The organism is Streptomyces sp. NPDC046881 (assembly GCF_040645015.1).
Classification (GTDB): domain Bacteria; phylum Actinomycetota; class Actinomycetes; order Streptomycetales; family Streptomycetaceae; genus Streptomyces.
In genome coordinates, this window is record NZ_JBEYXJ010000028.1 from 40,737 (window position 1) to 66,670 (window position 25,934).

Consider the following 25,934-nt stretch of genomic DNA (forward strand, 5'->3'; position numbering starts at 1 on the left):
TGCTAGAGGCCCGCGGTCGCGGTCGGCGCGACGGTGCGGACCCAGGCGGTGAGTACGGCGAAGTCGGCGTCCGTGAGGCCCTCGGCCGGGTCGACGCGGTGCAGGAGCGACGGTCCGGGATGCTGGGCGGCGACCCAGAGGCGGTCCATGGCGCCGATCTCGTCGTCGACCCAGGCGAACGGCCGGCGGCCGGCCCACGCGAGCAGGGGGCGGGTCTTCCAGTGCAGGCCGCGCGGGCTGTCGTCGGCGCAGGTCTCCGGCCACTCCACCACGGGCAGCCTCGGCAGCCCGAGGAGTGGGGCGACCGTCTCGTTGGCCTCCTCCCCCCAGATCGAGGCCCACACGAGCCGGCAGCCCAGGGCCAGCAGTCGCGGCCCGGTCCGCGGGGCGAGCCGCTCCAGCAGCGGGTTCCCCCGGTGACCGAGGGGCGCACCGCAGTGATCACCGGCCGACGGTCCGAACGGGACGAGCGGGCCGTCGACGTCGAGGAAGAGCAGGGGAGGCCCCGCCGTACCGGTCACGGCGGCACGGCATCCGGCCGGCTCCCCCCACGGTCCGACGCCGGCCACGTGTAGGGCAGGTCGTTCGGCACGTCGGGGAAGAGCGGCGCGTAGGTGTCCGGGTCCTTGCGCACCAGCGCCGACCGGTGGCTGCGGTGAAACGCCTCGTCGCCGAGCCAGGGCGGCAGTTCCCCGGCGGCCGCCAGCGGCTCCTGGTGGCGGACCGACGCACCGGGCCGGAAGGCGAGGAGATCGGCGACCAGGGTGGCCGCACAGCTGTCCTGATGGCCGCACTCCCGCCATACCGTGCAGACCTCGAGGCCGTAGCGGACCAGAGCTTCCTCGTATCCCGCCCACATGCGCACCGCCGGGTGGTGGCGCCATCCGTAACCCGGTACGACGAGGCCGCGGAGTACTTGCAATGCTTCGACCCGCTGTTTTCCGAGCCGCCGACGGTCCAGGGCAAGAGCCGAGGACCTGAAGTCGGAATAAGGCAGGAAAGTCTGCATGCCATCGCCCCTGTGCGAGGTGAACTCTCAACAATACGGGAGTGCCTCGGCCGGTGCCAACCGCGGCCGCCGCACTCACGTTGAAAGGGAAAACAAAAAAGGCCTCGGATTTCCCGGAGCTGGGGTGTGGCTCCGGAATGCGGGGAACTCAGGGAGGGCTCGACCGCGCCGACAGGCCGGGCCCCTTCGCGAAAAATGGAAGATCATGAATGCTGACAGCAGCGGCCCCGACCGCGCTCACCAGCGTCCCGAGGGCCTGAGCGATACGACGCTCGAAGCCCTCGGATCCCTGTCGAAGGCATTGGAGACGACAGAACGCGCCCGCGGTCATCTCTACAGTTTTCATCAGCTGACCGGTACGGCCGATCTGGAACTGGACCGGGCGATACGGCTTCTGCGGGAAGCCGGCCACTCCGCGTGGGCCGACAAGGTGGAGACGGAAATCATGGGCCGCAACGTCATACCGGGCCATTGGACGTTCCAGATCATCGAGGCCTACAACGACACCTATTACCAGCCGTTCAAAGACCTCGAACACGCCGCCGTGGAAGAGCTGGCGGACGGCCGGGACCACCTCTACGAGGCGGAGATGAAGGAATCCCGCCGCACGCCCGGCCACCCCGCCCACACCGCGCGCCCCGACACCGACCCGTGACCCCGGGCCGTCCCGGGCCCCGTGCGAGGCCGCCCGAGGCTGACCGACCACGACCGGCGGTCCCGGACGGGCTACCCGAGCGCACGGTGAAGCCGCAGGTCAGAGGCGTTCGACGCGACGCGTTTCCGCACAGGGGTGGCCGTACGGCAAGATGGGGTGTATCTGCCCACTGCCAGATTTCAAGCTGCCGGACGGTTTCTCTTGGCTGAGTTCATTTACACCATGCGCAAGGCGCGCAAAGCGCACGGCGACAAGGTGATCCTCGACGACGTCACCCTGAGCTTCCTGCCGGGGGCGAAGATCGGTGTCGTCGGCCCGAACGGTGCCGGTAAGTCGACCGTGCTGAAGATCATGGCGGGGCTGGAGCAGCCCTCCAACGGCGACGCCTTCCTCTCGCCCGGCTACACCGTCGGCATCCTGCTGCAGGAGCCGCCGCTGACCGAGGACAAGACCGTCCTGGAGAACGTCCAGGAGGGTGTTGCCGAGATCAAGGGCAAGCTCGACCGGTTCAACGAGATCGCCGAGCTGATGGCGACCGACTACTCGGACGCGCTGCTGGAGGAGATGGGCAAGCTCCAGGAGGAACTGGACCACGCCGAGGCCTGGGACCTGGACGCCCAGCTGGAGCAGGCCATGGACGCCCTGGGCTGCCCGCCCGGCGACTGGCCCGTGACCAACCTCTCCGGTGGTGAGCGCCGCCGCGTCGCGCTGTGCAAGCTGCTGCTGCAGCAGCCCGACCTGCTGCTGCTCGACGAGCCCACCAACCACCTCGACGCCGAGTCCGTGAACTGGCTGGAGCAGCACCTGGCCAAGTACCCGGGCACCGTCGTCGCCGTCACCCACGACCGGTACTTCCTGGACAACGTGGCCGGCTGGATCTGCGAGGTCGACCGCGGCCGCCTGCACGGCTACGAGGGCAACTACTCCAAGTACCTGGAGACCAAGGCCGCCCGTCTCAAGGTCGAGGGCCAGAAGGACGCCAAGCGGCAGAAGCGGCTCAAGGAAGAGCTGGAGTGGGTCCGCTCCAACGCCAAGGGCCGCCAGGCCAAGTCCAAGGCCCGTCTCGCGCGGTACGAGGAGATGGCCGCCGAGGCGGACAAGATGCGGAAGCTGGACTTCGAGGAGATCCAGATCCCGCCGGGCCCGCGGCTGGGCAACGTCGTGGTCGAGGTCGACGACCTGCACAAGTCCTTCGGCGAGAAGGTGCTGGTCGACGGGCTGTCGTTCACGCTGCCGCGCAACGGCATCGTGGGTGTCATCGGTCCGAACGGCGCCGGCAAGACCACGCTGTTCAAGATGATCCAGGGTCTGGAGACCCCGGACTCCGGTTCCATCAAGGTCGGCGAGACCGTCAAGATCTCCTACGTCGACCAGAGCCGCGAGAACATCGACCCGAAGCGGACGCTGTGGGAGGTCGTCTCCGACGGCCTGGACTACATCAACGTCGGCCAGGTCGAGATGCCGAGCCGGGCGTACGTGTCCGCGTTCGGCTTCAAGGGCCCGGACCAGCAGAAGCCGGCCGGCGTGCTCTCCGGCGGTGAGCGCAACCGGCTCAACCTGGCGCTGACCCTGAAGCAGGGCGGCAACCTGCTGCTCCTCGACGAGCCCACCAACGACCTCGACGTCGAGACGCTCTCCAGCCTGGAGAACGCGCTGCTGGACTTCCCCGGCTGCGCCGTCGTCGTCTCCCACGACCGGTGGTTCCTCGACCGCGTCGCGACGCACATCCTCGCCTACGAGGGTGAGTCGAAGTGGTTCTGGTTCGAGGGCAACTTCGAGTCCTACGAGAAGAACAAGATCGAGCGGCTCGGCCCGGACGCCGCGCGTCCGCACCGCGCCACCTACAAGAAGCTGACCCGGGGCTGATCGGTCTTGCGGCACATCTACCACTGCCCGTTGCGCTGGTCGGACATGGACGCGTACGGCCATGTCAACAACGCGATCTTCCTCCGCTACCTGGAAGAGGCTCGCATCGACTTCCTCGCCCTGCGGGCCAAGGGGTCCAAGGAGGGCTCCGTGGTGGCGCGCCACGAGATCGACTACAAGCGGCAGCTCGTCCACCGGCCCACGCCGGTGGCCGTCGAGCTGTGGGTCACCGAGATCAAGGCCGCGTCCTTCACCGTCTCCTACGAGGTGAAGGACGACGACCTGGTCTACGTACGGGCCTCGACGGTCATCGTGCCGTTCGACTTCGAGACCCAGCGGCCGCGCAGGATCACCGCGGAGGAGCGCGAGTTCCTCGAGCGGTACACGGACGCGGCCGACGAGGAGGCAGTCGCCGCATGACGGTGCTGCACCTGGCCGACGAGACGGAGGCGGTGGACCTCGCCGCCTTCCTCTCCCGGCTGCTCCACTACGACCGTGGGGCCGCGGTGCGGCTGCAGGCGGCCGGCACCGCCCTCGCCGTGTTCGGCCGGCCGCCGTCCTTCGAGGTGCTGGCCGTCCGCGCGGTGCGACTGGCGAAGCCGTACGAGGACGGGCTGGACGTCACCCTCGACGTGACCGTCTCCGCCGGGGAACTCCTGGAGTCCGTGGACGAGCGGGCGGCCACCGCCGCCGTCCCGGGCGCGGTCACCGGACCGCCGTGGGCCGGGCTGCTGCCGCCGCGTGCCGGCTGGCAGCCGGAGCCCGGGCTGCCCGCGCCGGACGCGCTGCGCGCCACGGTCGCCGCCGCGGTGGCCGAGTTCCGCTCCCGCACCGAGGAGCTGGCGCCCGAGGGCCGTACCCGCGCGGAGCTGGACCGGATCGGGCGGGACATCTGGTCCCGGGAGATCAGGGGCACCCGGCTGCCGGTGCGGGCCGTGCACGCGGCCCAGTCCCTGGGCTTCCTGCGGCCCGGGACCGGTCCGGGCGACACCGGGCTGTTCTCCTCGGGGGCGTGGCTGCGGCTGCGCACACCGTACGGATCGGTGGCGGTACGGCGGGCAGGGCTCGGGTCCTTCGGGCTGAGCGTGCGCTGAGCCGGCGCCCCCGGCTCCTTCAGGTACGCGTGTCGTCCGGCCAGACGCCGATGTGGTCGGACTCCAGTTCCAGGGCCCCGCGGTCGCGCATGTCCAGGGCGCGCAGATAGTCGGCGGGCAACTGGAGCCGCCCCGCGCGGTCGAGCATGGCGTACTCGCGGGCCACGGCCGCACCCCGTACCGGTCCGCGAGCGTCACCGTCATCTCGGTCGGGGTGCCCGGCCCGGCGGTGCTGTGCAGGCGGGCCGTCAGCTGCAGCCGGGCGGTGCCCGCCGGCACCTCGGTCCCGGCGGCGGAGCCCCCGGGCGCGAGCCGGCCCAGCAGCGCCGAACCCCGTCACCCGGCCCCGTGTGTCCGGGCTGCCAGACCTTCGGGCGATGCCGGCAGAGCGCCGGGCGGCGGGTAAGCGGTTGTGTGCCGGTCTATACCGGATTGTGATCGGAATGCGGCGACGGGTGACCCGGAATCCGATCTTCAGTGACGAACCGTCAGTGATCAGTCAGGGGTGTTCACCATCGACGCGGCGGCGTACGTCAGGTAGTTCCACAGCGTCCGCTCGTGCTCCTCGGACAGCCCCAGCTCGTCGACCGCCGTGCGCATGTGCCGCAGCCAGGCGTCGTGCGCCGCCCGGTCCACGGTGAACGGCGCGTGCCGCATCCGCAGCCGCGGGTGGCCGCGGTTCTCGCTGTACGTCGTGGGCCCGCCCCAGTACTGCATCAGGAACAGGGCCAGCCGCTCCTCGGCCGGGCCCAGGTCCTCCTCCGGGTACATCGGCCGCAGGAGCGGGTCCGTGGCGACTCCCTCGTAGAAACGGTGGACGAGCCGACGGAAGGTCTCCTCCCCGCCGACCTGCTCGTAGAAGGTCTGCTCCTGAAGCGTGCCGCGCCGAATCTCTTTCACCCGTCCATCGTCTCAGACGGTACGACCCAGGACTCAAGGCTTAGGACCACCCCGGCCGCCCCCGCCCGCGGGCGGCCCGCCCCTACTGTGGACCCATGGGTGCCCACGACACGGAGATCGAGGCCCTCGCCGACGCGGCACGGGCCGCGCTGGTACGGGAGATCGACGCCGACGGCGCCTGGGCCGCGGACCCGGTGTGGCGGGAGGCGTTCGCGGCCGTGCCCCGGCATCTGTTCGTGCCGTACTACTACGTGGCCGGGGCGCGCGGCCACGAGCGCCGCTGGGGCGAGAGCCCGGACCGCGAGGCCCGGGAACGCTGGGTGCGCGGGGCCTACGCGGACGAACCACTGGCCACCCGGCTGCGCGACGGCGAGCTGGTCTCCTCCAGCAGCCAGCCCTCCCTGATGGCCCGGATGCTGGTCGCGCTGCGCGTCGAGGACGGCGACCGGGTCCTGGAGGTCGGCGCCGGCACCGGCTACAACGCGGCCCTGCTCGCCCGCCGGCTCGGCGCCGGCGACCTCGTCACCACCGTCGACCTGGAACCGGAGATCACCGAGTCGGCGCGGCAGCACCTCGCCGCGGCCGGCTACCACCCGGTCGTCGTCACCGGCGACGGCGCGCGCGGAGTGCCCGAACGCGCCCCCTTCGACCGGATCATCGCCACCTGCGAGCTGCCCACGGTGCCGCGCGCCTGGCTCGCCCAGTGCCGCCCCGGCGCGCGCATCCTCACCCCGCTCGCCACCGGCCTGCTCGCCCTGACCGTGCGGGACGCGGAGCACGCCGAGGGCCGCTTCCTGCCCGGGGCCGCCTTCTTCGTGCCGCTGCGCGGCGAGGGCAGGGCGGAGCCCGAGGGAGTCTGCCTGGCCGGGTTGCCGGGCCGGGCCCGCCGGCAGGAACCGTTCCGCTTCCTGCTCGCGCTGACCCGGGGCACCCTCGACCCGCTGGAGGCGTACGCCCTGTGGGAGCGCGAGGGCGGCCCGGGCCGCGGACGCTACGGCGTCACGGTCGCCGCCGGGCACGCCTGGGCGTGGCTGGACGACCCGCAGGGGCCGTACGCCTGGCCCCTGCCCTGAGCGCGGCTCAGCCCCGGCGGACGGTGATCGTCGTCCAGGCGCCCACGTGTACCCGGTCGCCGTCCTGGAGCGGGACCGGCACGAACGGCTGGATCGGCTCCTCGGACAGGTTGACCGTGGTGCCGTTCGTCGAGTTCTGGTCGACGACCGCCCAGCTGCCGTCCGGCTGCTGCACCAGTACCGCGTGCTGATGCGAGACGCCCGGGTCCTCCGGCGGCACCGACAGGTCGATGTCGGGGGTGTCGCCGGTGGAGTGCCGACGGCGGCCGATGGTGACCTGGTTGCCGGAGAGCGTGCGCTGCTGCTCGGGCGAGTACGCGGGCAGGTTCAGGCCGGCGGCCTCGGGACCGGAGCGCTGCATCATCGCCATGAAGTACTCGCGGTCCGGGCCGATGGTCGCCGTCCAGGTGGCCGGCTGGGCGGCCTGCGGTGCCTGCGGGAAGCCGCCGGGGCCGGAGGGGGCCTGGGTGGCGCCGGGGTGCGGGTAGCCGTAGCCGCCGCCCTGGCCGCCGGGGCCCTGGCCCGGTCCGCCCGGTCCGCCCGGTCCCGGGGACGACGGCGGGGAGAGCACCCAGTCGTCGTCGCCCGCCGGCGGGCGGCCGGTCTCGCGCGGGAACGCGGGCGGAGCCGACGCCCCGGCCTGCTGGAACCCCTGCGGGGCACCGCCGGGACCGCCGCCGAAGCCGGAGGGGCCGGGCGGCGTGGGACCACCGGGACGGGAGGGCTCGCGCCCGAAGGCCGGGGGCGCGGACGGGCCGCCGGGGCCCTGCCCCGGACCGCCGAAGCCCTGACCGGGGCCCTGGCCCTGACCCGGACCCTGGCCCTGATCCCGGCCCTGACCCGGACCTTGTCCTTGACCCGGACCGCCGCCGAACCCGGAGGGCCCACCGGGGCCCTGTCCCTGACCCTGACCGGGACCGCCGCCGAACCCGGAGGGCCCACCGGGGCCCTGTCCCTGACCCTGACCGGGGCCGCCGCCGAAGCCGGAGGGGCCGCCGGGTCCCTGACCCTGGCCCTGACCACCGCCGAACCCGGAGGGCCCACCGGGGCCCTGTCCCTGTCCCTGACCCGGACCGCCGCCGAACCCGGAGGGCCCACCGCCGCCGGGACCGCCCTGACCGGGCCCACCGCCGAAGCCGGAGGGGCCACCGGGGCCCTGGCCCTGACCCTGCCCCTGGCCCGGACCGCCGCCGAAGCCGGAGGGCCCACCGGGGCCCTGACCCTGGCCCTGACCGGGTCCACCGCCGAAGCCGGACGGCCCACCGGGGCCCTGACCCTGCCCCTGACCCGGATCACCGCCGAACCCGGACGGGCCGCCCGGACGCTGGCCCTGGCCCTGACCGGGACCGCCGCCGAAGCCCGGCGGGGGGCCCGGCGGGCGCTGGTTGGCGCCGCCGAAGGGGGGCGGGCCGGAGGGGCCGGGGGAGGTCGGCGGGCCGGACGGGGCGCGGTCGCCGCCGAACGGCGTCGGGCCCGACGGCTCGCTGCCGAAGGACGGGATCGGCTCGGCCGGCCGGTTCACCTGCGAGGGCCGCGAGCCCTGGTACTCGTACCCGTCACCGCTGCCGTACGTCGCGCTCGGCGGCTGGAACCGCGGCTGCGGCGGACGCGGGGCGGCCGGGGTGTAGGACGTCGCCGTGTTGGTCAGGAAGTTCCACCGGCACTCCTCGCAGAAGGGCGCGCCGCCCTCCCGGGGCGTACGGCACTGCGGGCACAGCTCCGGCTCGGGGTCCCCGCCGGCCGGGCCGGGCCGGCCACCGGCACCGGCGGGCGGCGGGAAGCCGTAGCCGCCGGCGGCAGGGGGCGGCGGCGGAGGGGGAGGTACGGCACCGGCCATGCGGTGACCGCAGACCTCGCACCAGTCGTCGGAACCCGACTGGTGTCCGTTCGGGCAGGTCGGCATGTCGGTGCTTCCCCTTCTCCTACGCTTGCGAGGGTCACTTCTTTACACGAACAGTCTTGGTGGACCGGGTCTCCAGAGTCATCTCGTCCGCCTCCGCGACCCTCGTCTTCAACCGCACAGTACCTGTCGCGGCGTCGACCACGTCCACCACCTTCGCAAGCAGTTTCGCAGTATCCGCGTTCCCCGAGGCGTTCGCGAGCTGAACGGCCCGCCCCAGTTTGGCCGTTGCTCCATCGAAATCGCCCGCTTTGCGAAGGTCGAGGCCCTTCTGGATGACCTGTGCCAGTTCGGCCTGCCCGGTGTAGTGGGCGACTTGGGGGTTGATCGAGGTGGAGGCGGCCATGTCGTCGGTCCACACGGCCCGTACCAGCCCCTGCGCGCCGAGATTTTGTGCCGATCCGTCCGCTTGCGGAACGACCAACGAGACCCGCGCGGCGAGCATCTCCCGGCCGAGCCCGGCCGGCGGGACCGTCACGCACAGGTGGTAGTCGCGGGACTCGTCACCCCAGGACCCGGTCGGGTAGTCCCCGGCGCGCGGCCCGGCCTCGGTGCGCCGGGCGGTCAAGTCCTCCACGCTCGGGGCGACTTGCTTGACGAACCGGATGGTCGTGCCGACCGGCGTCCACACCCGCAGGGCGACGTCGGCGACCTCCTTGCCCATCGCCGTCTCCATCATCCCGGTGAAGTCGGCGGCCAGACCCGCCGGGTCGGCGACGATGTCGGCGGTGCCGAGCAGCGCCGAAGCGATCCCTGTGACTTCTTTCACTTCCCAGTCGGTGCCCACACCCCGCGCGTCACAGGTGAACCGGCCGGCGCAGGCGTCCAGCGTGGCCCGCAGGTCCTCCGGTGACTCGTGCTCGTTGCGGCCGTCGGTGAGCAGGATGCCGTGCCGGATGGCGACGTCCGCCGAGGACAGCAGCCGGTCGGCGAGCCGCAGCCAGGTGCCGATGGCCGTACCGCCGCCCGCGCTCAGCCGGCGCAGCGCCTGCTTGGCCTGCTCCCGGGTGGTGGCGTCGGCGACCGCCAGCCGCCCGGCGCCCGGATAGACCTCGGTGGCCACGTGCGTGCCGCCGATCACCGCGAAGCGGGTGCCGTCGCGCAGGGTGTCGATCGCGGCGGCCGTGGCGTCCCGGGCGTTGCGCATCTTGGCCGGCGGATAGTCCATGGAGCCCGAGCAGTCGACCATGACCGTCACCGCGGCGGAGGGCCGCTGCCCCGGCGCGTACACGGGCGCGGAGACCGAGCTGCCGATGGTGCCGCCGCCGGTCGCGCTCACCGTGACGATGGCGTTGACCTCGCTGCCGCCCTCGGGCAGGTACTCGTTCTGATAGACGTCCACCGAGAACTGCGGCACGTTCGACTTCGCGAAATTGGCCATGCTTGATCGCATCCCCCTCGACACCCCGCCCACGCGGGGCGCTGGCTGTGAGCGGACCGGTCCCCTCCGGTCCGCCCCGGCTTCCCCGTGCCGTTCCCCCGTCGGATACGGCCCTCAGGCCGATCCTGCCCCCTGGGGCGGCGCGGGGAACGGCAGGACCGCCACTGTTACGTTGTCGTGGCCCCCGCCGTCCAGGGCGTGCCCGACCAGCACCCGGGCGCTGTGCAGCGGGCGGGCCGCCGCGTCCGCCGGGACGACCTCGGACATCTCCTCGGCCGTCTCCGCGTAGTTCCACAGTCCGTCGGTGCACACCACGACCGCGCCCGGCCGGTCCGGCTTGAACGAGGCGGTGTGCGGCTCCAGTTCGTAGGCGTCCGCGCCGAGCCAGCCGGTGATCGCGTGGGCGCGCTCGTCGGCGTACGCCTCGGCCTCGCTCATCAGGCCGGCGGCGACCATCTGCGCGGCCCAGGAGTCGTCCTCGGTCAGCCGGGCGGCCGGTGCGCCGCGGTCGGTGGGCACCCAGTAGGCCCGGCTGTCGCCGACCCAGCCGACGACCAGCAGCCCGGAGGTGACCACCGCGCCGACGATCGTGCACGCCGGGGCGTTCTGGTGCGGGGCGTGCTCGCGGGCCGTGGCGGGCTCCTCGGCGAGCGCGTTGACGGCCTGCGCGGCGGCCACGATCGCCTCGTGCATCGCCTGCTGCGGGTGGGTGCCGCGGGGCAGCGCGGCCAGCAGGGTGTCACCGGCCGCCTGCGAGGCGGCCAGGGAGGCGTCGTCCGGGCGGGTCGCGGAGGACACGCCGTCGCAGACGATCGCCACCGCCACCGGGGCGCCGTCGGGCAGCGTGGTGTGGCCGACGGCGAAGGCGTCCTCGTTGCGGTGGTGCCGCAGCCCGCGGTCGCTGACGGCGGCGACCGGGCCCGACTCCCGCTCCACGTGGTCGCGTTCGCGGGGCTGGGCGTGCCCGCAGTTCTCGCAGTAGCCGTCGCCGTCCACCCGGCCCGCCCGGCAGGCCACACAGACCTGCACCGGATCGGCCGGGGCGGCGGTACCGGCGGCCAGCCGCGGGTCCGGCGCCTGCAGCGGGTACTCGTCGGGCTCGGCCGGCCGGTCGAACCGCACCCCGGAAGCCTGCCCGGTGCCGGACTCGTGCCCGGCCGTGCCGTCCCCGGGCGCGCCGGAGCCGGTCATGGTGAGCGTCGGGTGGTCCTGCTGGTCCTGCGGCGCGGCGGGGACCGAAAGGTCGTATCCGCACGCTCCGCAGAACAGGTCGCCCGGTTCCACGGGCTCCGCGCAGCTCGGGCACTTCGGCAGTGCGGCCTGCTGGGGCATCTGCGACATCGACTACACCCACGTCCGGGGGCGGTAACGGTTGGCCCGTTCCACCAGCTCGATCCTCTCCTCGCCGCCGGTCGCCAGCCGGGCCAGCGTGCGATAGGCGCGCTCCAGGCCGAAGCGGAGACCCCGCTCGTCCAGACCGCTGCCCAGGAGCACCCGGCCTCCGACGGCCGGCCCGGTGCCCTGACCCCCGGAGAGTATCCAGTCCAGCGCGCAACCGAGCACTTCCGCCGACAACCGCTCGCGCCGCGCCGGGTCCAGGCCGTACGCCTGGAGGGCCTCGACCTGACCGGCGGCGGCCGTCAGGTCGTCCAGGAACGGTACGTCACCCGCGCCCGCCGTGCGCCGGGCGATCCGGGCCCGGACGGCGGCGACCCGGGCGGCCGTGTAGTGGATGGACGACTCCGGCACCGACTCCAGCGTCCGTACCGCCCCGCTCCGGTCCCCGGCCGCGAGCTGCACCCGGGCCAGCCCGAACGCGGCGCTCACGAAGCTCGGGTCGGTCGTCCACACCAGGCGGTAGTACTCGGCCGCGTTGTCCAGCTGGCCCAGCACCTCCGCGCACAGGCCGAGCGCCAGCTTCGGCGCGGCCTCGCCCGGGAAGGCGTCGTAGATCGCGTCGAAGGCGAGCGCGGCGCCCTCGAAGTCGCCGGTGACCAGGGCGGCCACGCCCCGGTACCACACCACCCGCCAGTCGTCCGGCCGTTCCTCGTCCAGCTCGGCGAGGCTCGTCGCCGCGCCCTGGTGGTCGCCGCTCTCCAGCCGGGCGCGAATCTGCCGGAGCCGGGTCTCCACGGTCTGCGCGGGCGCGGCGGCCAGCGCGGTCATCAGCTCGGCCGGCGCGGAGGCCAGCAGGCCCGCCAGGAAACCGGCGTTCGGGTCGGTCGGGTCGACCAACGGCACCGGCAGGGCGAGCGCGGCGGCCGGGGTGTCGACGGGCTCGACGAGGGCCGGCGAGGGGAGGGCGGGAGCGGCGGTCTCCGCCTTCCGCACCGGACGCGCGCCCAGCCGGGACACGTCCCCGCCCAGCCGCGGGAACAGCTCGGTGTCGGTGACCTTCACCTCCGGTCCGAACAGCGTCGACAGCGCGGGCCGGGGCCGTCCGGTCTGAAGGGCGACGACCTCCCGCAGCACGCCCGTCAGCTGCTCGGCCATCTCCTGCGCGGAGGCGAACCGGCGCGCCGGATCGGGGTCGGTGGCGCGGACCAGGAGCCGGTAGAAGGACTCGTACCGGCGGAAGACCTCGATGCTGTCGGGGTCGGGCAGCACGTCCGCGTAGACGTTCGTGTAGCCCTGGAAGTCGAAGGTCAGCACGGCGAGCGTACGGCCCACCGTGTACAGGTCGCTGGCCACCGACGGGCCGGCCTCGGCGACCTCCGGCGCCTGGTAGCCGACCGTGCCGTAGATCGCCGACTCCACGTCGTCCATCCGGCGGACCGCGCCCATGTCGATCAGTTTGAGCTGGTCCTCGGTCTGGATCGCGTTGTCGACCTTGAAGTCGCAGTACAGCAGGTTCCGGCTGTGCAGATGGCCGAGCGCCTCCAGCGCCTCGATGCCGTACGCGCAGGCCTGCTCCACCGGCAGCGGATCACGCCGGCCGTCGGGCGCCCGGCGGGCATTGGCGATCTCCTTCAGGGACTTGCCGCCGACGTACTCCATGACGATGTAGCCGTCGAGGGAGCCGGTGCGCTGGTCCAGGTGCTCCACGAAGTTGTAGATCCGCACGATGTTGGCGTGCTCGATCTCCGCGAGGAACCGCCGCTCGGAGATCGCCGCGGCCATCGCGTCCTGGTCGCCGGTGTCCAGCAGGCCCTTGAGCACCACCCACCGGTCGGAGACGGCCCGGTCCACGGCGAGGTAGATCCAGCCGAGCCCGCCGTGCGCGAGGCAGCCCGCTACCTCGTACTGGCCGTGCACGATGTCCCCGGCCTTCAGCTTGGGCACGAAGGAGTACGGGTGCCCGCACTTGGTGCAGAACCCCTCCGTGCGGCCCGGCCGGTCGCCCCGGGCCCGGCCGACCGGCGCCCCGCAGTCCGACCGCGAGCAGAACCGCTTCCGCTCGGGCACCTCCGGGTTGTCCAGCACCATCGCGCGCGGGTCGGGCCGCGGCACCTGCGGCACGGAGACCAGCCCGGCGCCCAGCCGCCCGCGCGCGGAGGCGCCGGAGGAGGAGCCGGAGCTGCGCACCGACACCGAGCGGCCCGTGGACTTCCCCGACAGGGACCGGGACAGCCGCCCGGAGACCGAGCGGCGCGACTTCGACGACTGCGAGGACGTCCGGGAACTGCGCGAACTGCCGCTGTCCGAGGCCGCCCGGGTGACACCGGTGGGCGGCGAGCTCACCATGCCTCCCCCGGAGGGCGGACCCGCGGCCGACACCACGGGCGCGAGACCGCACGTGTCGCAGTACAGCTCGCCGCCGCCGACGTCCTCGTACGACCCTTCGCAGCCCGGCCGCTGGCAGGTCTGCCCCGGCTGACTCATGACCCGTCCCCCCTGTGCTCCCCCTGGCTGTCCTCCGGCGCGCCCGCGCCGCCGATCAGCTCGGCCGCCGCCTGCTGGTAGCGCAGCACGGCCTGTTCGGCCACCCGCAGGTCGCAGGGCGCGCTCCACAGCATGCGGCGGGCCGCGTCGTACCGCTCGATCAGCAGCCGGTCCTCCGCCAGCCCGTGCCGGGCCACCTTCGCCCGGTAGGCGTCCAGCCGGCCGCGCAGCTCGGCGCGGACCGCGAGCGGCGCGGTGACCGCGGTCAACGACTCGCGGGCGCGCAGCAGTTCGTCCTCCGCCTTCTCCTCCAGCGACTCCAGCAGCGGCGAGAGCCGGTGCCACTGGGCCTGCCTGCGGTACTCGGCCGCGGTCGCCAGCTGCTCCTGCAGCGCGGTCGGCGGCCCGCTCACCACCGGCACCTCCGTCGCGGCGATCTTCGCGAGCACCTCGCCGCGCGCGGTACGGGCCTCGGCGAGGGTGCGGTCCGCGCGCGAGAGCACGTCCCGCAGCCGGATCAGCCGCGCCTCGGCGTCCTGGCGCACCGTCAGCACGGCGTCGATCTCCCGCCGCACGTCCTCCAGGGCGCGCGCCTCACGGTCGTACACCGTCGTGTCCGGACGTCCGCCGCCGGGCGCCGAGCTGCCCTCGGCGGGCACCCAGAAGGCGAGCGGGTCGGAGACGACGTCCGCGCGCAGCCGGGTCAGCGTACGGGTGATCCGCTCCAGGTCGTCGCCCGCCGGGTGCTCGCCGGGGCGCACCCCGACCGAGTGCGCCAGGCCCCGGGTGCGCTGGAGTTCCGCGGCGAGTAAATCGATCCGCGCGGGCAGTGCCGACCAGACCGCGTCGGCGGCGACGATCAGGTCCAGGCTCGTCGCGTACAGCTCGTTCATCCGGTCCACCAGCGCGGACAGCGAGAACGTCTCGCTCAGCCGGCCGTTCCCGCCGCCGGGGACGGTCACGCAGGCGCCGCGCAGCAGCTCCGTCAGCTCCGCCAGGTCCTCCCGGCTGGACCAGCGGCGCCGGGCGCGGATCTCCCGGGCACCGCGCAGCGCGGCCGTGTAGGCGTCGAAGTACGCCCACAGCTGGGTGATCTGCGCCTCCGTGGCCTGCCAGCGCTCCTTGGTGACGCCGGTCAGTTCCGCGCCCTCCAGGAGTCTGCGGCCCGCGTGGTCCTGCAGGGCCAGCAGCGAGGTCTCGATCGCCTCGTGCTCCTGGCCGAGCCGCGCCAGCGCACGGTCCACCTCGTCCCGGTCCATCACCGGCCCGGCGGGGTCCGTGACGCCCATCGATCACCTCTCGCTCGCTGTGTGTTTCCGGTCGGTACGGCTCAACTGCCGCGCAGGTACTGCGGCGGCGCGGGCGGCTTCGACGCGGACGCGTCCTTGCCCAGTGTCGCCGACAGCCAGTCGTCGTACGACGTCTGCCAGCCCTGGGCGCGGTAGTCCACCAGAACGCGGTTGACCCGGCGTACCAGATCGTCCGCGTCCTTCTTCATCGCCACTCCGTAGTACTCGGTCGTGAACGCCTTGCCCTTGAGCTCCACGGTCGGGTCCTGGGCGGCCTGGCTCGCGGCGAGCGCGCCGTCGGTCACCACCGCGTCCACCTCGCCGAGTTGCAGCCGGACCAGGCAGTCCAGCTGGTTCGGGACGGTGGTGGAGATGTCGGTGGTGGCGGGCAGCCGGCCGTCCTTCCGGTCGGCGTCCAGCTTGGCGTACGCGGTCGAACCGGCCGCCGTGCAGACCTTCTTGTGCGCCAGCGAGTCGTCGTAGCCCGTGATCGGCGAGGACTTGGGTGCGAGGACCTGCTGGCCGGTCTTGAAGTAGGGCGCGGAGAAGGCGACCTGGCGGAGCCGGTCGCAGGTGATCGTCATGGTGCGCACCACCATGTCGACCCGGCCGTCCTCGATCGCCGGGATGCGCTGGCTGGTCGGTATGGCCTTGAACTGCACCGCCTCCGGATCGCCGAGGATGTCGGCGGCGATGCGGTGGACGAGGTCGATGTCGAAGCCCTCCAGCCGGGCGCCGTCGGTGTTCGGGTTGCGGTAGCCCCAGCGGTAGCTGTTCTGGTCGACGCCGACGACCAGCTTGCGCTTGGCTCCCGTACGGGCCTTGATCGCGTCGATCGTGGGGCCGTCCGCGCCGGACGGGGCGAGCGTCTGCCGGTGCGCCTCGGAGTCCACGCACCGGTCGGCGCGGGTCTGGACACCGGTGGCGGACCGCTGCGCGGCCCGGGCCGGCTCGTCCGGCGCCCGCTGGGTGGACGGCAGCAGCAGGACGAACGCCAGCGCCAGCGCGCACAGCACCGCCATGGCGGCGACCCCGCCCCAGCCCCGCAGGGAGGCCCGTGCACGGCTCACGTACATCGCCCCGCCCCTTGTCACCGGTACTCCGAAAGTCTGCGGCCGATGCCGGCGACGGCGCCGGCCGCGGCCAGCACCGCGAGGACGGCGGCGCCCACCGGCAGCCCGGTCATGGCGTCCAGTCCGTCACCGGCGGCCTGCTGGAACTCGGCCTGTTCGTGGTCGATGGCCCGGGCGAGGCTGCGGTCGACGCCGTCGAAGCACTCGGCCGTCGCCCCCTTCGCGCCGATCACCTTGTCCAGCGCCTGCTGGTAGTTGCCGTTCTCGTCCTCGGTCCGGGCGGCGGTGTGCCGCTGCTTCCAGACCGCCATGTTGCCCTCGGCCGCCTCGACCGGTGCCGTGCCCCCCGGGTCGTCGGCGAGCCCGGCCGCCGCGGCCAGGCCCTTGCCCAGCACGGCGATGTCCTTGTCGAAGGCGTGGTAGTAGGCGTCGTACGGTCTGCCGTCGACCGTGATGGTCTCCGCGCCGCGCGCCACCAGGCTCAGGTTCTCGTTGCCGCGCGCCTTCAGGGAGGCGATCCGGGCGTCGTGCAGCACGTTCAGCGAGCGGATCCCGTGCTGGTAGGAGCCGTCGAGGCCCGCCCGGGCGACCGCGTGGCCCACGACCAGCCACAGCAGGGCGACGGTGGTCGCGGCGGTGGCGGCGACCAGGCCGTGGTTGAGGACCCGGTTGGTGCGCCGGTACATGCGGTGCTGGGCCCAGCCGAGCGCGGCCAGGGCGAGCAGCCCGAGCGCGATCGCCGCCCAGGGGTACGGCGTCGCGTCCGCGTAGTCGGCGTCCAGCCGCCGGTTCTCCGTGGTGTAGAGGTCCTCCGCCGCCGGGAGCATCTCCTTCTGCATCTTCTCGTTGGCGTACCGCAGATAGGCGCCGCCGACCGGATAGCCCTGCCGGTTGTACGTCCGGGCCCGCTCGATCAGGCCCTTGTACGCGGGCAGCAGCCGGTTCAGCTCGGCTATGGTCGCCTCGGAGGCCGAGCCGGGCTCGGCGTTGGCGGCGGCGGTGACGAGGCCGGAGGCGGCGGTGCGGATGTCCTTCTCGTACCGCTCCCTGGACGCCGGGTTCTCCTGGCCGCCCGCCAGGAACCCGCTGGAGGCTGCGGTGTTGGCGTCGGCCAGCGACCGGTAGATGCCGGCCGCGCCGGAACTGAGCGGCTGGCTGCGGTGCAGCACGTCGTCGGCGGCGGCCGAACGCTCGCTGGTCTGCCAGGCGGTGACCGCGCCGAACGCGACGACCAGCACCGCCAGGACGGCGCCGATGATCCGCAGCCGCCCCGGCTCGGTCGTCGCGGCGGCCCGCAGCCGCTCGGCCCCTTCGGCGAAGGCGGTCCGGCGCGCGGGCGGCACCCCGGGACCGGTGGCCGCGGGGAGCCCGGGCGGCCCGGGCTGGGCGGGGATGCCGGGGGCACCGGCGACGGCGGCGGACCCGGCCGGCGGTGGCGCCGCGCTGCTCTTCGGCGGGTGTGTCACTCGACCTCCCCCATGGTCATCCGTTCGCCGCCCAGTATCACCGCCCGCACCGGCGTCGCGCACCGGCCTTCACTCGATCTTGATCGGATCGCAGCGTGCCGGAGGGCGCGCGCCTGCGGACGCACCACCCCCTGTTCAGGTACACGCCGGTGACGGCGGATCGGTTCCGCGGACGGCGGGCCTCACGGCTCGCGGTGCTCGTGGGCCGCCTGTTCCAGGGCCGCCGCCTCCGCGGTCGCCAGCCGGGTCTCCGCCTCGACGTCGATCGAGCGGGTCAGCCACCAGTACAGGAGGGCGGACACCGGCAGGCCGATGAAGAGGGAGATGTCGGCGCCGCCCAGCGCCTTCGCGGCGGGGCCGACGTACAGGGTGCCGACGGAGAAGAACGGGACCATGGCGGCGAAGCCGACGAGGTAGGAGACGATGCCGTGCCAGCCCCAGCGGCCGTAGATGCCGTGCGGGTTGAAGATCTCGGCGATGGCGTAGTGCCCGCGGCGCACCACGTAGTAGTCCATGAGGTTGACCGCGGTCCACGGGATGAACAGGTAGAGCACCAGGAGCAGGAAGTTCTCGAAGTTGGCCAGGAAGTTCGACGTCGCGGCCAGCGCGCCGACCAGGGAGAGCGCCGCGGTGAGGCCGAGGGTGACCAGCCGTACGGCGAGCGTCGGCCGGACCCGTTTGAACGAGTCGATGGCGCTGATGAGCGTGAGGGACCCGCCGTACATGTTCAGCGCGGTCACCGAGATCAGGCCGAGGGCCGAGAAGAGCAGCACGACGGCGCCGAAACCGCTGAACACCTTGTCGCCCGCCGCGTTGATCGCCGGGATCGTCTGGAAGGTGGTCGGGCCCGCCCAGGCCGCCAGCAGCGCCCCGAGCACCATCAGCCAGATGCCGCCCAGCGCGGAGCCGAAGTAGGTCCAGTAGAAGGTCTTGCGGACGGTCACGTCCGGGGGAAGGTAGCGGGAGTAGTCGGAGACGTAGATGGCCCAGCTGATCTGGTAGCCCGCGACCACGCCGAACTGTGCGAGGAACGGCGTCCACCGGAAGCCGCCGAGGTCGAAGGAGCCCGGCGGGTAGTGCAGGGTGACCAGGACGCCCACGGTGAAGATCCCGAAGATCACCAGGAAGGTGTACGTCAGGATCCGCTCGGCCTTGTGGATGATGTCGTAGCCCACCAGCGCGATGACGAGCGCGACCACGGTCACCACGACGACCCACAGCTTGACGCCGCCGTGCAGCGTGGTGTGCAGGGAGTCGGCGGCGAGGATGCTGTTGAAGACGTTGAACCCGGCGTACTGCACGTAGGCGAACAGCCACACCAGCAGCGCGCCGACGTAGCCGAACTGGGGCCGGGACTGGATCATCTGCGGCAGCCCGAGCTGGGGGCCCTGGGCGGAGTGGAAGGCCATGAAGAAGGTGCCGATCACCGTGCCCGAGACGATGGCCAGCAGCGACCAGATGAGGTTGCCGCCCTGGGTGATGCTGACCAGCCCGACCGCCAGGGTGGCGATCTGCGCGTTGGACATGAACCACAGCGGGCCCAGGTGCCAGAGCTTGCCGTGGCGCTCGTCGAGCGGGACGTAGTCGATGGACCGGATCTCGAGACCGGACACTCTTGGCTCGGCTGATGTGCTCATGACGCCTCCCGAGATCGGATCCGCCCCTCTGGTCACATTGTTGCCCCGCTCCGCACGCGTGACGACTCCGGATCAGCCCGCCTCCCAGTGGCCCCGCACCCGCTCCTGCGCCGCCGTCCCCGCCCCCAGCCGGTCCAGGCCGAGCAGGGCCGCGCCCAGCACCGGGCGCGCCGTGACCACGCGGACGTCGGCCTTCGGGGCGCGCGAGGACAGCAGTTCGCGGACGGTGTCGTTCAGCTGGGGGTGGCCGGCGGTGAGGACGCTGCCGCCGAGCAGGACCGGGGTCTGCTCGTCCAGCAGGTCCAGGCGGGTCAGGGCGACCGTGGCCAGCACCGCGACCTCCTCCGCGAGCCGGGTGACGATCGCGCGGGCCACCGGGTCGCCGTCCGCCGCCGTGGCGAACAGCACCGGGGTCAGCTCGTGCCGGCGGTGCTGGTCGACGTGCTCCAGGTGCAGGGCCTCGATGAGCGCGTACATGCTCGGCAGACCGAAGTGCGCGGGGAGGGTGCGGGCCAGCAGGGTCGGCCCGCCGCGGCCGTCCTCCGCGCGGGCCGCGTGCCACAGGGCCTCCTCCGCCAGGCCCCAGCCGCCACCCCAGTCCCCGGAGATCCGGCCGATGGCCGGGAAGCGGGCGGTGCGGCCGTCGGGGCGCATGCCCACGCAGTTGATGCCCGCGCCGCACACCACCGCCACCCCGCGCGGTTCGGCGACGCCCGCGCGCAGGATCGCGAAGGTGTCGTTGCGCACCTCCACCGACGCCCCCCACGCGCGCGCGTGCAGCGCGGCCGCCAACTGCTCCTCCTCCACCGGCAGATCGGCGTTGGCCAGGCAGGCCGAGACATGGGTCACCCCGGTGACCCCGGCGTCCGCGAACGCCCGGGCCACCGGTTCCGCCAGCGCGTCCAGCGCCGCGGCGACACCCACCGCGGGCGGCCGGAAGCCGCCGCCGCGGGCCGTGGCCAGCACCTCGCCGGCGGTGGTGACCACGGCCACGTCGGTCTTGCTGTTGCCCGCGTCGACGGCGAGGACCGTCCGGGGGGCGGGTGCGGTCAGGCCCACGCGAGGTGCTCCCGGTTGTGTGCGACCAGCCGGTCGGTGAGGGCGTCGGCGTACGCGTACTGGCCGATCAGCGGGTGGGCGAGCAGGGCGCGGAAGACGCGGTCCCGGCCGCCGCGCAGGGCCGCTTCCAGGGCCAGCTCCTCGTACCCCGTCACGTTCGCGACCAGGCCGGTGAACAGCGGGTCCAGGGCCGGCACCGGCAGCGGGACCGGGCCGGCCGGGCCGACGGCGGCCTGCACCTCGATCACCGCGTCGTCGGGCAGGAACGGCAGTGTGCCCCGGTTGAGCGTGTTCACCACCTGGTAGGGGCTGCCCCCACCGCCCAGCAGGGCCGCCGCCAGGTCCACGGCCGCCTCCGAGTAGTAGGCGCCGCCGCGCCGGGCGAGCAGGGCCGGCTTCTCGTCCAGGGCCGGGTCGCCGTACATCGCGAGCAGTTCCCGCTCCATGGCGGCCACCTGGGACGCGCGGGAGGGCTTGGTGCGCAGTTCCCGTACGACCTCGTCGTGCGCGTAGTAGTAGCGCAGGTAGTAGGACGGGACCACGCCGAGGCGGTCCAGCAGGGGGCGCGGGAGGCGGACGTCGTCGGCGATCGCCTCGCCGTGCTCGGTCAGGAGCTTCGGCAGGACGTCCTCGCCTTCCGGACCGCCCAGGCGCACACCTGTCTCCCAGGTGAGGTGGTTCAGGCCCACATGGCCCAGGTGCACATCCGCCGGAGCCGTGCCCAGCAGGGCGGCGAACTTGCGCTGGAAGCCGATCGCCACGTTGCACAGGCCGACCGCCCGGTGCCCGGCCTGGAGCAGCGCGCGGGTGACGATGCCGACCGGATTGGTGAAGTCGATGATCCACGCGCGCGGGTTGGTACGGCGGACCCGTTCGGCGATGTCCAGGACCACCGGGACCGTGCGCAGGGCCTTGGCCAGGCCGCCGGCGCCGGTGGTCTCCTGGCCGATGCAGCCGCACTCCAGCGGCCAGGTCTCGTCCTGTTCCCGGGCCGCCTGGCCGCCGACGCGCAGCTGGAGCAGGACGGCGTCGGCGCCGTCGACCCCCGCGTCCAGGTCGGAGGTGGTGACGATCCGGCCGGGGTGGCCCTGCCTGGCGAAGATCCTTCGGGCCAGGCCGCCGACCAGCTCCAGGCGGTCCGCGGCCGGGTCGACCAGGACGAGTTCCTCGACGGGCAGGGTGTCGCGCAGGCGGGCGAAGCCGTCGACGAGTTCGGGCGTGTAGGTCGAGCCGCCGCCGACCACGGTGAGTTTCACAGTCAGATCAACCCTTTACTCCGGTGAGGGTGACGCCCTCGACGAACGCCTTCTGGGCGAAGAAGAACACGAGGATCACGGGGGCCATGACCAGCACGGTCGCGGCCATGGTGAGGTTCCAGTCGGTGTGGTGGGCGCCCTTGAAGGACTCCAGGCCGTAGGACAGGGTCCAGGCGCCGGGGTTCTCGGACGCGTAGATCTGCGGGCCGAAGTAGTCGTTCCAGGCGTAGAAGAACTGGAAGAGGGCCACCGCGGCGATGCCCGGCCTGGCCATCGGCAGCACGACCCGCAGCAGGGTCCGCAGGTCACCGCAGCCGTCGACCTTCGCCGCGTCCAGGTACTCGTTCGGGATCGTCATCAGGAACTGACGCAGCAGGAAGATGGAGAACGCGTCCCCGAACGCCATCGGGACGATCAGCGGCCACAGCGTGCCGGACAGGTCCAGCTGTTTCGCCCAGAAGAGGTACATCGGGATGACGACCACCTGCGGGGGCAGCATCATCATCGAGATCACCAGCATGAGCGACAGGTTGCGGCCCCGGAAGCGGAACTTGGCGAGCGCGTACGCCACGGGGACCGAGGACACCACGGTCAGCAGGGTGCCGAGCCCGGCGTAGAGCAGCGTGTTCCGCCACCAGGTGAGGAAGCCGGGCGTGTCGAAGACCCGCCGGTAGTTGCCCCACTCCCAGGTGTGCGGGACCAGGTCCCGGCTGAGGGCCTGGCTGTCGCTCATCAGCGAGGTCAGGAACACGAACACGAACGGCAGCGTGAAGAACAGCGCGGCGGCGACGCCGAGCGCGTGGACGGCGATCCACTCCAGCACCGCCCTGCGGCGGGCGGTGCGTTCGGCCCCCGGGACCGGCGGCGCCATCTTCACGGGGTGGTCCAGTACCTGGGTCATGGTCAGTCACCTGCCTGGATCAGGCCGCCCCGGCGCCGCATCAGCAACGCGGTGAACGCCATCGACAGGGCGAACAGCACCAGCGCGACCACGCACGCCGAGCCGTAGTCGAAGCGCTGGAAGCCGAGGTTGTAGACGAGCTGGGGGAGGGTGAGCGTGGACTTGTCGGGATAGCCGGGCTCGAACTGGGTGCCGGCGCCCTGGATCACACCGGAGGCGACCTTCCCGGCGATCAGCGGCTGGGTGTAGTACTGCATGGTCTGGATCACGCCGGTGACGACGGCGAACATCACGATCGGGGAGATGTTCGGCAGGGTCACGTACCGGAACCGCTGCCACGCCGAGGCGCCGTCCAGCTCCGCCGCCTCGTACTGTTCCGCCGGTACGTCGAGCAGCGCGGCCATGAAGACGACCATCAGGTCGCCGACGCCCCACAGGGCCAGCAGGGTCAGCGCGGGCTTGGACCAGGCGGGGTCGTTGAACCAGCCCGGCGCCGGCAGTCCGGCGTGCTCCAGCAGCGAGTTCACCGGGCCGGTGCCGGGGTTGAGCAGGAAGGCGAAGGCCATGGTGGCCGCGACCGGCGGGGCGAGGTACGGCAGGTAGAACAGGGTGCGGAAGACGCCCGTACCGGTCCTGATCTTCGTGATGAGCAGGCCGACGCCGAGCCCGAAGAGCACCCGGAGGGTCACCATCACCACGACCAGCCAGAGCGTGTTGCGCAGGGCGGGCCAGAACAGCGGGTAGTGCTCGAAGACGTACGTCCAGTTCTTCCCGCCGCTCCACGTCGGCGGCCGGAAGCCGTCGTAGTGCATGAAGGAGAAGTAGACCGTGGAGACCAGCGGGTAGGCGAAGAAGACCGCGAAGCCGACGAGCCACGGCGACATGAAGGCCAGCGTGCGCAGGGCCGAGCGCCGGCGCTTCGACGCGAGGGTGACGGCGCTCATCACCGGGCCTGCGCGATGTCCGTGTCGATCTGCGCGGCCGTCTTCCTCAGTCCGGCCTTCAGATCGGTCACCTTGCCGCTCTCGTAGTCGTAGCCGAACTCCTGGATCGTCACGAGGTACACACCGCCGTTGACGGAGGCGGGGGTCGTGGTGGAGTGCGGGTTGGCGGCGATGTCCAGGAAGGTCTTGAACCGCGGGTCGTACTTCAGTTTCGGCGACTTCAGCGCGGCCAGCGTGGAGGGCACGTTGTGGATGTCGTTGGCGAAGCCGACCACCGCGTCCGTGTTCGTGGTCATGTACTTCACCAGTTCCCAGGCCGCGTTCTGGTGGCGGCTGGTGGCGGCGATGCCCGCGATGGTGCCGGTGATGTAGCCCTTGCCGTACTGGCCGGCCTGGTCGTCCGGGACCGGCAGCGGCGCGACCCCGATCTCGAAGTCCGGCTTGGCCTCCTCGGCCATCCCCAGCCGCCACTCGCCGTCGAGCTGCATGGCGACCTGGCCGGTGTGGAAGGGGTGCCTGGGGCCCCACTCGTCGCCCAGCGTGGCGCGGAACCTCTCCAGCCGCCGGAATCCGCCGAGTTCGTCCACGAGCTTCTTCTGGAGCGTGAAGCCCTTCTGGAACGCGGGGTCCTTGGCCAGGTTCGACCTGCCGTTCTCGTCGAAGTACGTCGGCGAGAACTGGCCGAGGTAGTGCTCGGTGGTGGACTCCCAGCCGTGGTAGTTCGGCATGAAGCCGAGCTGCTCGTACCCGTCGCCCTGGCGGACGGTCAGTTTCCGCGCGTCGGCCGCGAACTCGGACCAGGTCCTCGGCGGACGGGCGATGCCCGCCTTCTCGAACGCCGTCTTGTTGTAGTAGAGCCCGTACGCGTCACCGAGCAGCGGCACCGTGCAGCGGTTGCCGTCGAACCGGGTGTACTCGTTCATCGGCTTCGGGAACGTCTTCTCCGGGTCGATCCCGGACTTCTTGAAGAACGGGTTCAGGTCCACCAGGGCGCCCGAGGAGCAGAACTTGCCGACGTTGTTGGTGGTGAACGACGAGATCACGTCCGGGGCCTTGGCGCCGCCGGCGCGCAGCGCCTGGTTGATCTTGTCGTCGGTCATGTTGCCGACGACGTTCACGTGGATGTTGGGGTGGGCGTTCTCGAAGCCGGCGACCAGCGACTTGACGGCCTGCACCTCGTTCGGCGCGCTCCAGGCGTGCCAGAAGGTGATCGTCGTGTCCTTCGACGGGTCGTCGGTGGCGCCCGAGCCGGACTGGCCGGTACACGCGGCGGTGAGGAGCACGGCGGAGACGGTCACGGCAAAAGCCGCTTTTCGGGCGACTTCGGGTATGGCTGTGGGCATGGCGAGGTCTCCCAGGGACGGGTGGGCGAAAAGCGCGGACGCTCAGCGCGAGGTGTCGAAGACCTCGTCGCGGGTGGTGGCGAGCGCGGACTCCAGCGCGCCGCGCAGGACGGGGTGTTCACGGACGTCGCCGACGACCAGCCGGGGCCGGGCGGCGGCCAGCTCCTCCAGCTCGGCCTGGACGAGGCCGCGCAGCACCTCGCCGCCGGCCGTCAGGGCGGAGCCGCTCAGGACGACGAGTTCGGGATCGAGCACGGAGACGAGCGAGGCCAGACCGGTGGCCAGCCGGGTGGCGTAGGTCTGGAGCAGTTCCCGGTGCGGGCCGCTCGCGTGGTCGGCGGCGCGGGCGAGGAGTACGGCGGCGGCCTCGGCGTGCGGCCCCGGTGGCACGCCGGTGATGCCGAGTTCCCGGGCCAGCTTCGGTACGGCCTGGGAGCCGGCCAGCTCCTGGTAGCCGCCGCTGTTGGCCTTGGTGACCTGCCGGACCAGCGGAGTGCCCGGCACCGGCAGGAAGCCGACCTCGCCGGCGCCGCCGGTCCAGCCGCGGTGCAGCCGGCCGCCGAGGACCAGGGCGGCGCCCAGGCCCTCCTCGTTCCACAGCAGCACGAAGTCCGCGTGGCCGCGGGCCGCGCCGAGCCGCTGTTCGGCGATGGCCACGAGGTTGACGTCGTTCTCGTACCCGACCGGCATCGGCAGCGCCGCCGCGAGGTCGTCGAGCAGCGCGGGGGAGTGCCAGCCGGGCAGGTGGGAGGCGTAGCGCAGCCGCCCGGTGGTGGGGTCGAAGGCGCCGGGGGTGCCGATGACCAGCCGGTGTACGTCGGACCGGGCGAGCCCGGCGGCCTTGACGGCGCCGTCGAGGGCGTCGGTGACCTGCTGGACCACGGATCGCGCCGGGTGTCGTCCGGGGGTGGGCAGTTCGTACTCGCCGACCGTGCGGCCGGTGATGTCGGCGACCGCGGCGCGGATGCGGTGCGGGGTGACGTCGAGCCCGGCGGCGTACGCGGCGGCCGGATCGACCGCGTACAGCTGGGCGTTGGGGCCCGGCCGGCCCTCGCTGGTGCCGGTGAGCCGGACCAGCCCGGCCGCCTCCAGGCGGGCCAGCAGCTGGGAGGCGGTGGGCTTGGACAGGCCGGTGAGCTTGCCGATCCGGGTGCGCGACAGCGGCCCGTGTTCCAGCAGCAGGTCCAGGGCGGCGCGGTCGTTCATGGCGCGCAGGACGCGCGGGGTGCCCGGCGTACCGGCGGTTCCTGCCATGGGGGTCGACAC

At 72.8% G+C, this 25,934-nt stretch carries 22 protein-coding genes and 1 pseudogene; 5 read left to right on the forward strand and 18 right to left on the reverse strand.

All coding sequences use genetic code 11. The features are described from left to right. Positions 1–2: 2 nt before the first annotated feature. The gene (locus tag ABZ923_RS16275; protein WP_361471439.1) at positions 3–521 is read right to left on the reverse strand and encodes an HAD domain-containing protein; all 519 of its coding nucleotides are present in this window, start codon (positions 519–521) and stop codon (positions 3–5) included. Continuing rightward, complete coding sequence (locus ABZ923_RS16280; protein WP_361471441.1) at positions 518–1,009, reverse strand: MSMEG_6728 family protein; 492 nt, start codon at positions 1,007–1,009, stop codon at positions 518–520. Before ABZ923_RS16280 ends, ABZ923_RS16275 begins: the two co-directional genes overlap by 4 nt. 205 nt (positions 1,010–1,214) lie before the next feature. Between ABZ923_RS16280 and ABZ923_RS16285 the strand changes: the two genes are divergently transcribed. The 4 genes from ABZ923_RS16285 to ABZ923_RS16300 all read left to right on the forward strand — a co-directional run bounded on the left by ABZ923_RS16285 (position 1,215) and on the right by ABZ923_RS16300 (position 4,624). Continuing rightward, entirely contained in the window at positions 1,215–1,664 is a 450-nt protein-coding gene (locus ABZ923_RS16285; RefSeq protein WP_361471443.1) for a hypothetical protein, read from the forward strand. Between the two features lie 201 nt (positions 1,665–1,865). Continuing rightward, a complete protein-coding gene (ettA, locus tag ABZ923_RS16290; RefSeq protein ID WP_361471445.1) occupies positions 1,866–3,530 on the forward strand; it encodes an energy-dependent translational throttle protein EttA in 1,665 nt (554 codons plus the stop codon). Between the two features lie 6 nt (positions 3,531–3,536). Next, positions 3,537–3,950, forward strand: coding sequence for a thioesterase family protein (locus ABZ923_RS16295; protein ID WP_361471447.1), 414 nt, complete (start codon positions 3,537–3,539; stop codon positions 3,948–3,950). After that, entirely contained in the window at positions 3,947–4,624 is a 678-nt protein-coding gene (locus ABZ923_RS16300; RefSeq protein WP_361471449.1) for a hypothetical protein, read from the forward strand. Before ABZ923_RS16295 ends, ABZ923_RS16300 begins: the two co-directional genes overlap by 4 nt. 19 nt (positions 4,625–4,643) lie before the next feature. Here ABZ923_RS16300 and ABZ923_RS16305 read toward each other — a convergent pair. After that, positions 4,644–4,790: pseudogene (locus ABZ923_RS16305) on the reverse strand (ABC transporter ATP-binding protein); the annotation flags it as partial. Positions 4,791–5,119: 329 nt separating this feature from the next. After that, positions 5,120–5,524 carry a globin gene (locus ABZ923_RS16310; protein ID WP_361471451.1) on the reverse strand — a complete coding sequence of 135 codons (405 nt, stop codon included), beginning with the start codon at positions 5,522–5,524 and terminating at the stop codon, positions 5,120–5,122. Between the two features lie 95 nt (positions 5,525–5,619). On the opposite strand from ABZ923_RS16310, the gene ABZ923_RS16315 reads away from it, so the two are divergent. Beyond that, positions 5,620–6,597: a methyltransferase domain-containing protein gene (locus tag ABZ923_RS16315; RefSeq protein ID WP_361471453.1), complete on the forward strand. Its 978-nt coding sequence runs from the start codon at positions 5,620–5,622 to the stop codon at positions 6,595–6,597. Positions 6,598–6,604: 7 nt separating this feature from the next. Here the strand turns inward: ABZ923_RS16315 and ABZ923_RS16320 are convergent, their stop codons facing one another. The 14 genes from ABZ923_RS16320 to ABZ923_RS16385 all read right to left on the reverse strand — a co-directional run bounded on the left by ABZ923_RS16320 (position 6,605) and on the right by ABZ923_RS16385 (position 25,922). Then, positions 6,605–8,500 (reverse strand): FHA domain-containing protein, encoded by a 1,896-nt coding sequence (locus ABZ923_RS16320; protein WP_361471455.1) that lies wholly within the window; start codon positions 8,498–8,500, stop codon positions 6,605–6,607. Between the two features lie 34 nt (positions 8,501–8,534). Then, positions 8,535–9,878, reverse strand: a complete 1,344-nt coding sequence (locus tag ABZ923_RS16325; RefSeq protein ID WP_361471457.1) for a VWA domain-containing protein — start codon at positions 9,876–9,878, stop codon at positions 8,535–8,537. Between the two features lie 114 nt (positions 9,879–9,992). Next, positions 9,993–11,219, reverse strand: a complete 1,227-nt coding sequence (locus ABZ923_RS16330) for a PP2C family serine/threonine-protein phosphatase (RefSeq protein ID WP_361471458.1) — start codon at positions 11,217–11,219, stop codon at positions 9,993–9,995. Between the two features lie 3 nt (positions 11,220–11,222). Then, complete coding sequence (locus tag ABZ923_RS16335) at positions 11,223–13,700, reverse strand: tetratricopeptide repeat protein (RefSeq protein WP_361471460.1); 2,478 nt, start codon at positions 13,698–13,700, stop codon at positions 11,223–11,225. After that, positions 13,697–14,989, reverse strand: a complete 1,293-nt coding sequence (locus ABZ923_RS16340) for a hypothetical protein (protein WP_361471462.1) — start codon at positions 14,987–14,989, stop codon at positions 13,697–13,699. The genes ABZ923_RS16335 and ABZ923_RS16340 overlap by 4 nt, the downstream gene beginning before the upstream one ends. A 41-nt stretch (positions 14,990–15,030) precedes the next feature. Continuing rightward, positions 15,031–16,065 (reverse strand): glutamate ABC transporter substrate-binding protein, encoded by a 1,035-nt coding sequence (locus ABZ923_RS16345; RefSeq protein ID WP_361471464.1) that lies wholly within the window; start codon positions 16,063–16,065, stop codon positions 15,031–15,033. Positions 16,066–16,079: 14 nt separating this feature from the next. Continuing rightward, entirely contained in the window at positions 16,080–17,405 is a 1,326-nt protein-coding gene (locus ABZ923_RS16350) for a hypothetical protein (RefSeq protein ID WP_361471512.1), read from the reverse strand. A 305-nt stretch (positions 17,406–17,710) separates the two neighbouring features. After that, a complete protein-coding gene (locus ABZ923_RS16355; RefSeq protein ID WP_361471465.1) occupies positions 17,711–19,165 on the reverse strand; it encodes a cytosine permease in 1,455 nt (484 codons plus the stop codon). A gap of 72 nt (positions 19,166–19,237) precedes the next feature. Continuing rightward, complete coding sequence (locus tag ABZ923_RS16360; RefSeq protein ID WP_361471467.1) at positions 19,238–20,224, reverse strand: BadF/BadG/BcrA/BcrD ATPase family protein; 987 nt, start codon at positions 20,222–20,224, stop codon at positions 19,238–19,240. Continuing rightward, positions 20,215–21,480 (reverse strand): 6-phospho-beta-glucosidase, encoded by a 1,266-nt coding sequence (locus ABZ923_RS16365; protein ID WP_361471469.1) that lies wholly within the window; start codon positions 21,478–21,480, stop codon positions 20,215–20,217. The genes ABZ923_RS16360 and ABZ923_RS16365 overlap by 10 nt, the downstream gene beginning before the upstream one ends. A gap of 7 nt (positions 21,481–21,487) precedes the next feature. Further along, positions 21,488–22,381, reverse strand: coding sequence for a carbohydrate ABC transporter permease (locus tag ABZ923_RS16370; RefSeq protein ID WP_361471471.1), 894 nt, complete (start codon positions 22,379–22,381; stop codon positions 21,488–21,490). 2 nt (positions 22,382–22,383) lie between these two features. Further along, on the reverse strand, positions 22,384–23,325 hold the full coding sequence (locus ABZ923_RS16375) for a sugar ABC transporter permease (protein WP_361471473.1): 942 nt from the start codon (positions 23,323–23,325) through the stop codon (positions 22,384–22,386). After that, positions 23,325–24,668, reverse strand: coding sequence for an ABC transporter substrate-binding protein (locus ABZ923_RS16380; RefSeq protein WP_361471475.1), 1,344 nt, complete (start codon positions 24,666–24,668; stop codon positions 23,325–23,327). The genes ABZ923_RS16375 and ABZ923_RS16380 overlap by 1 nt, the downstream gene beginning before the upstream one ends. A 42-nt stretch (positions 24,669–24,710) precedes the next feature. After that, positions 24,711–25,922, reverse strand: a complete 1,212-nt coding sequence (locus tag ABZ923_RS16385) for an ROK family transcriptional regulator (RefSeq protein WP_361471476.1) — start codon at positions 25,920–25,922, stop codon at positions 24,711–24,713. Between the last annotated feature and the right edge of the window lie 12 nt (positions 25,923–25,934).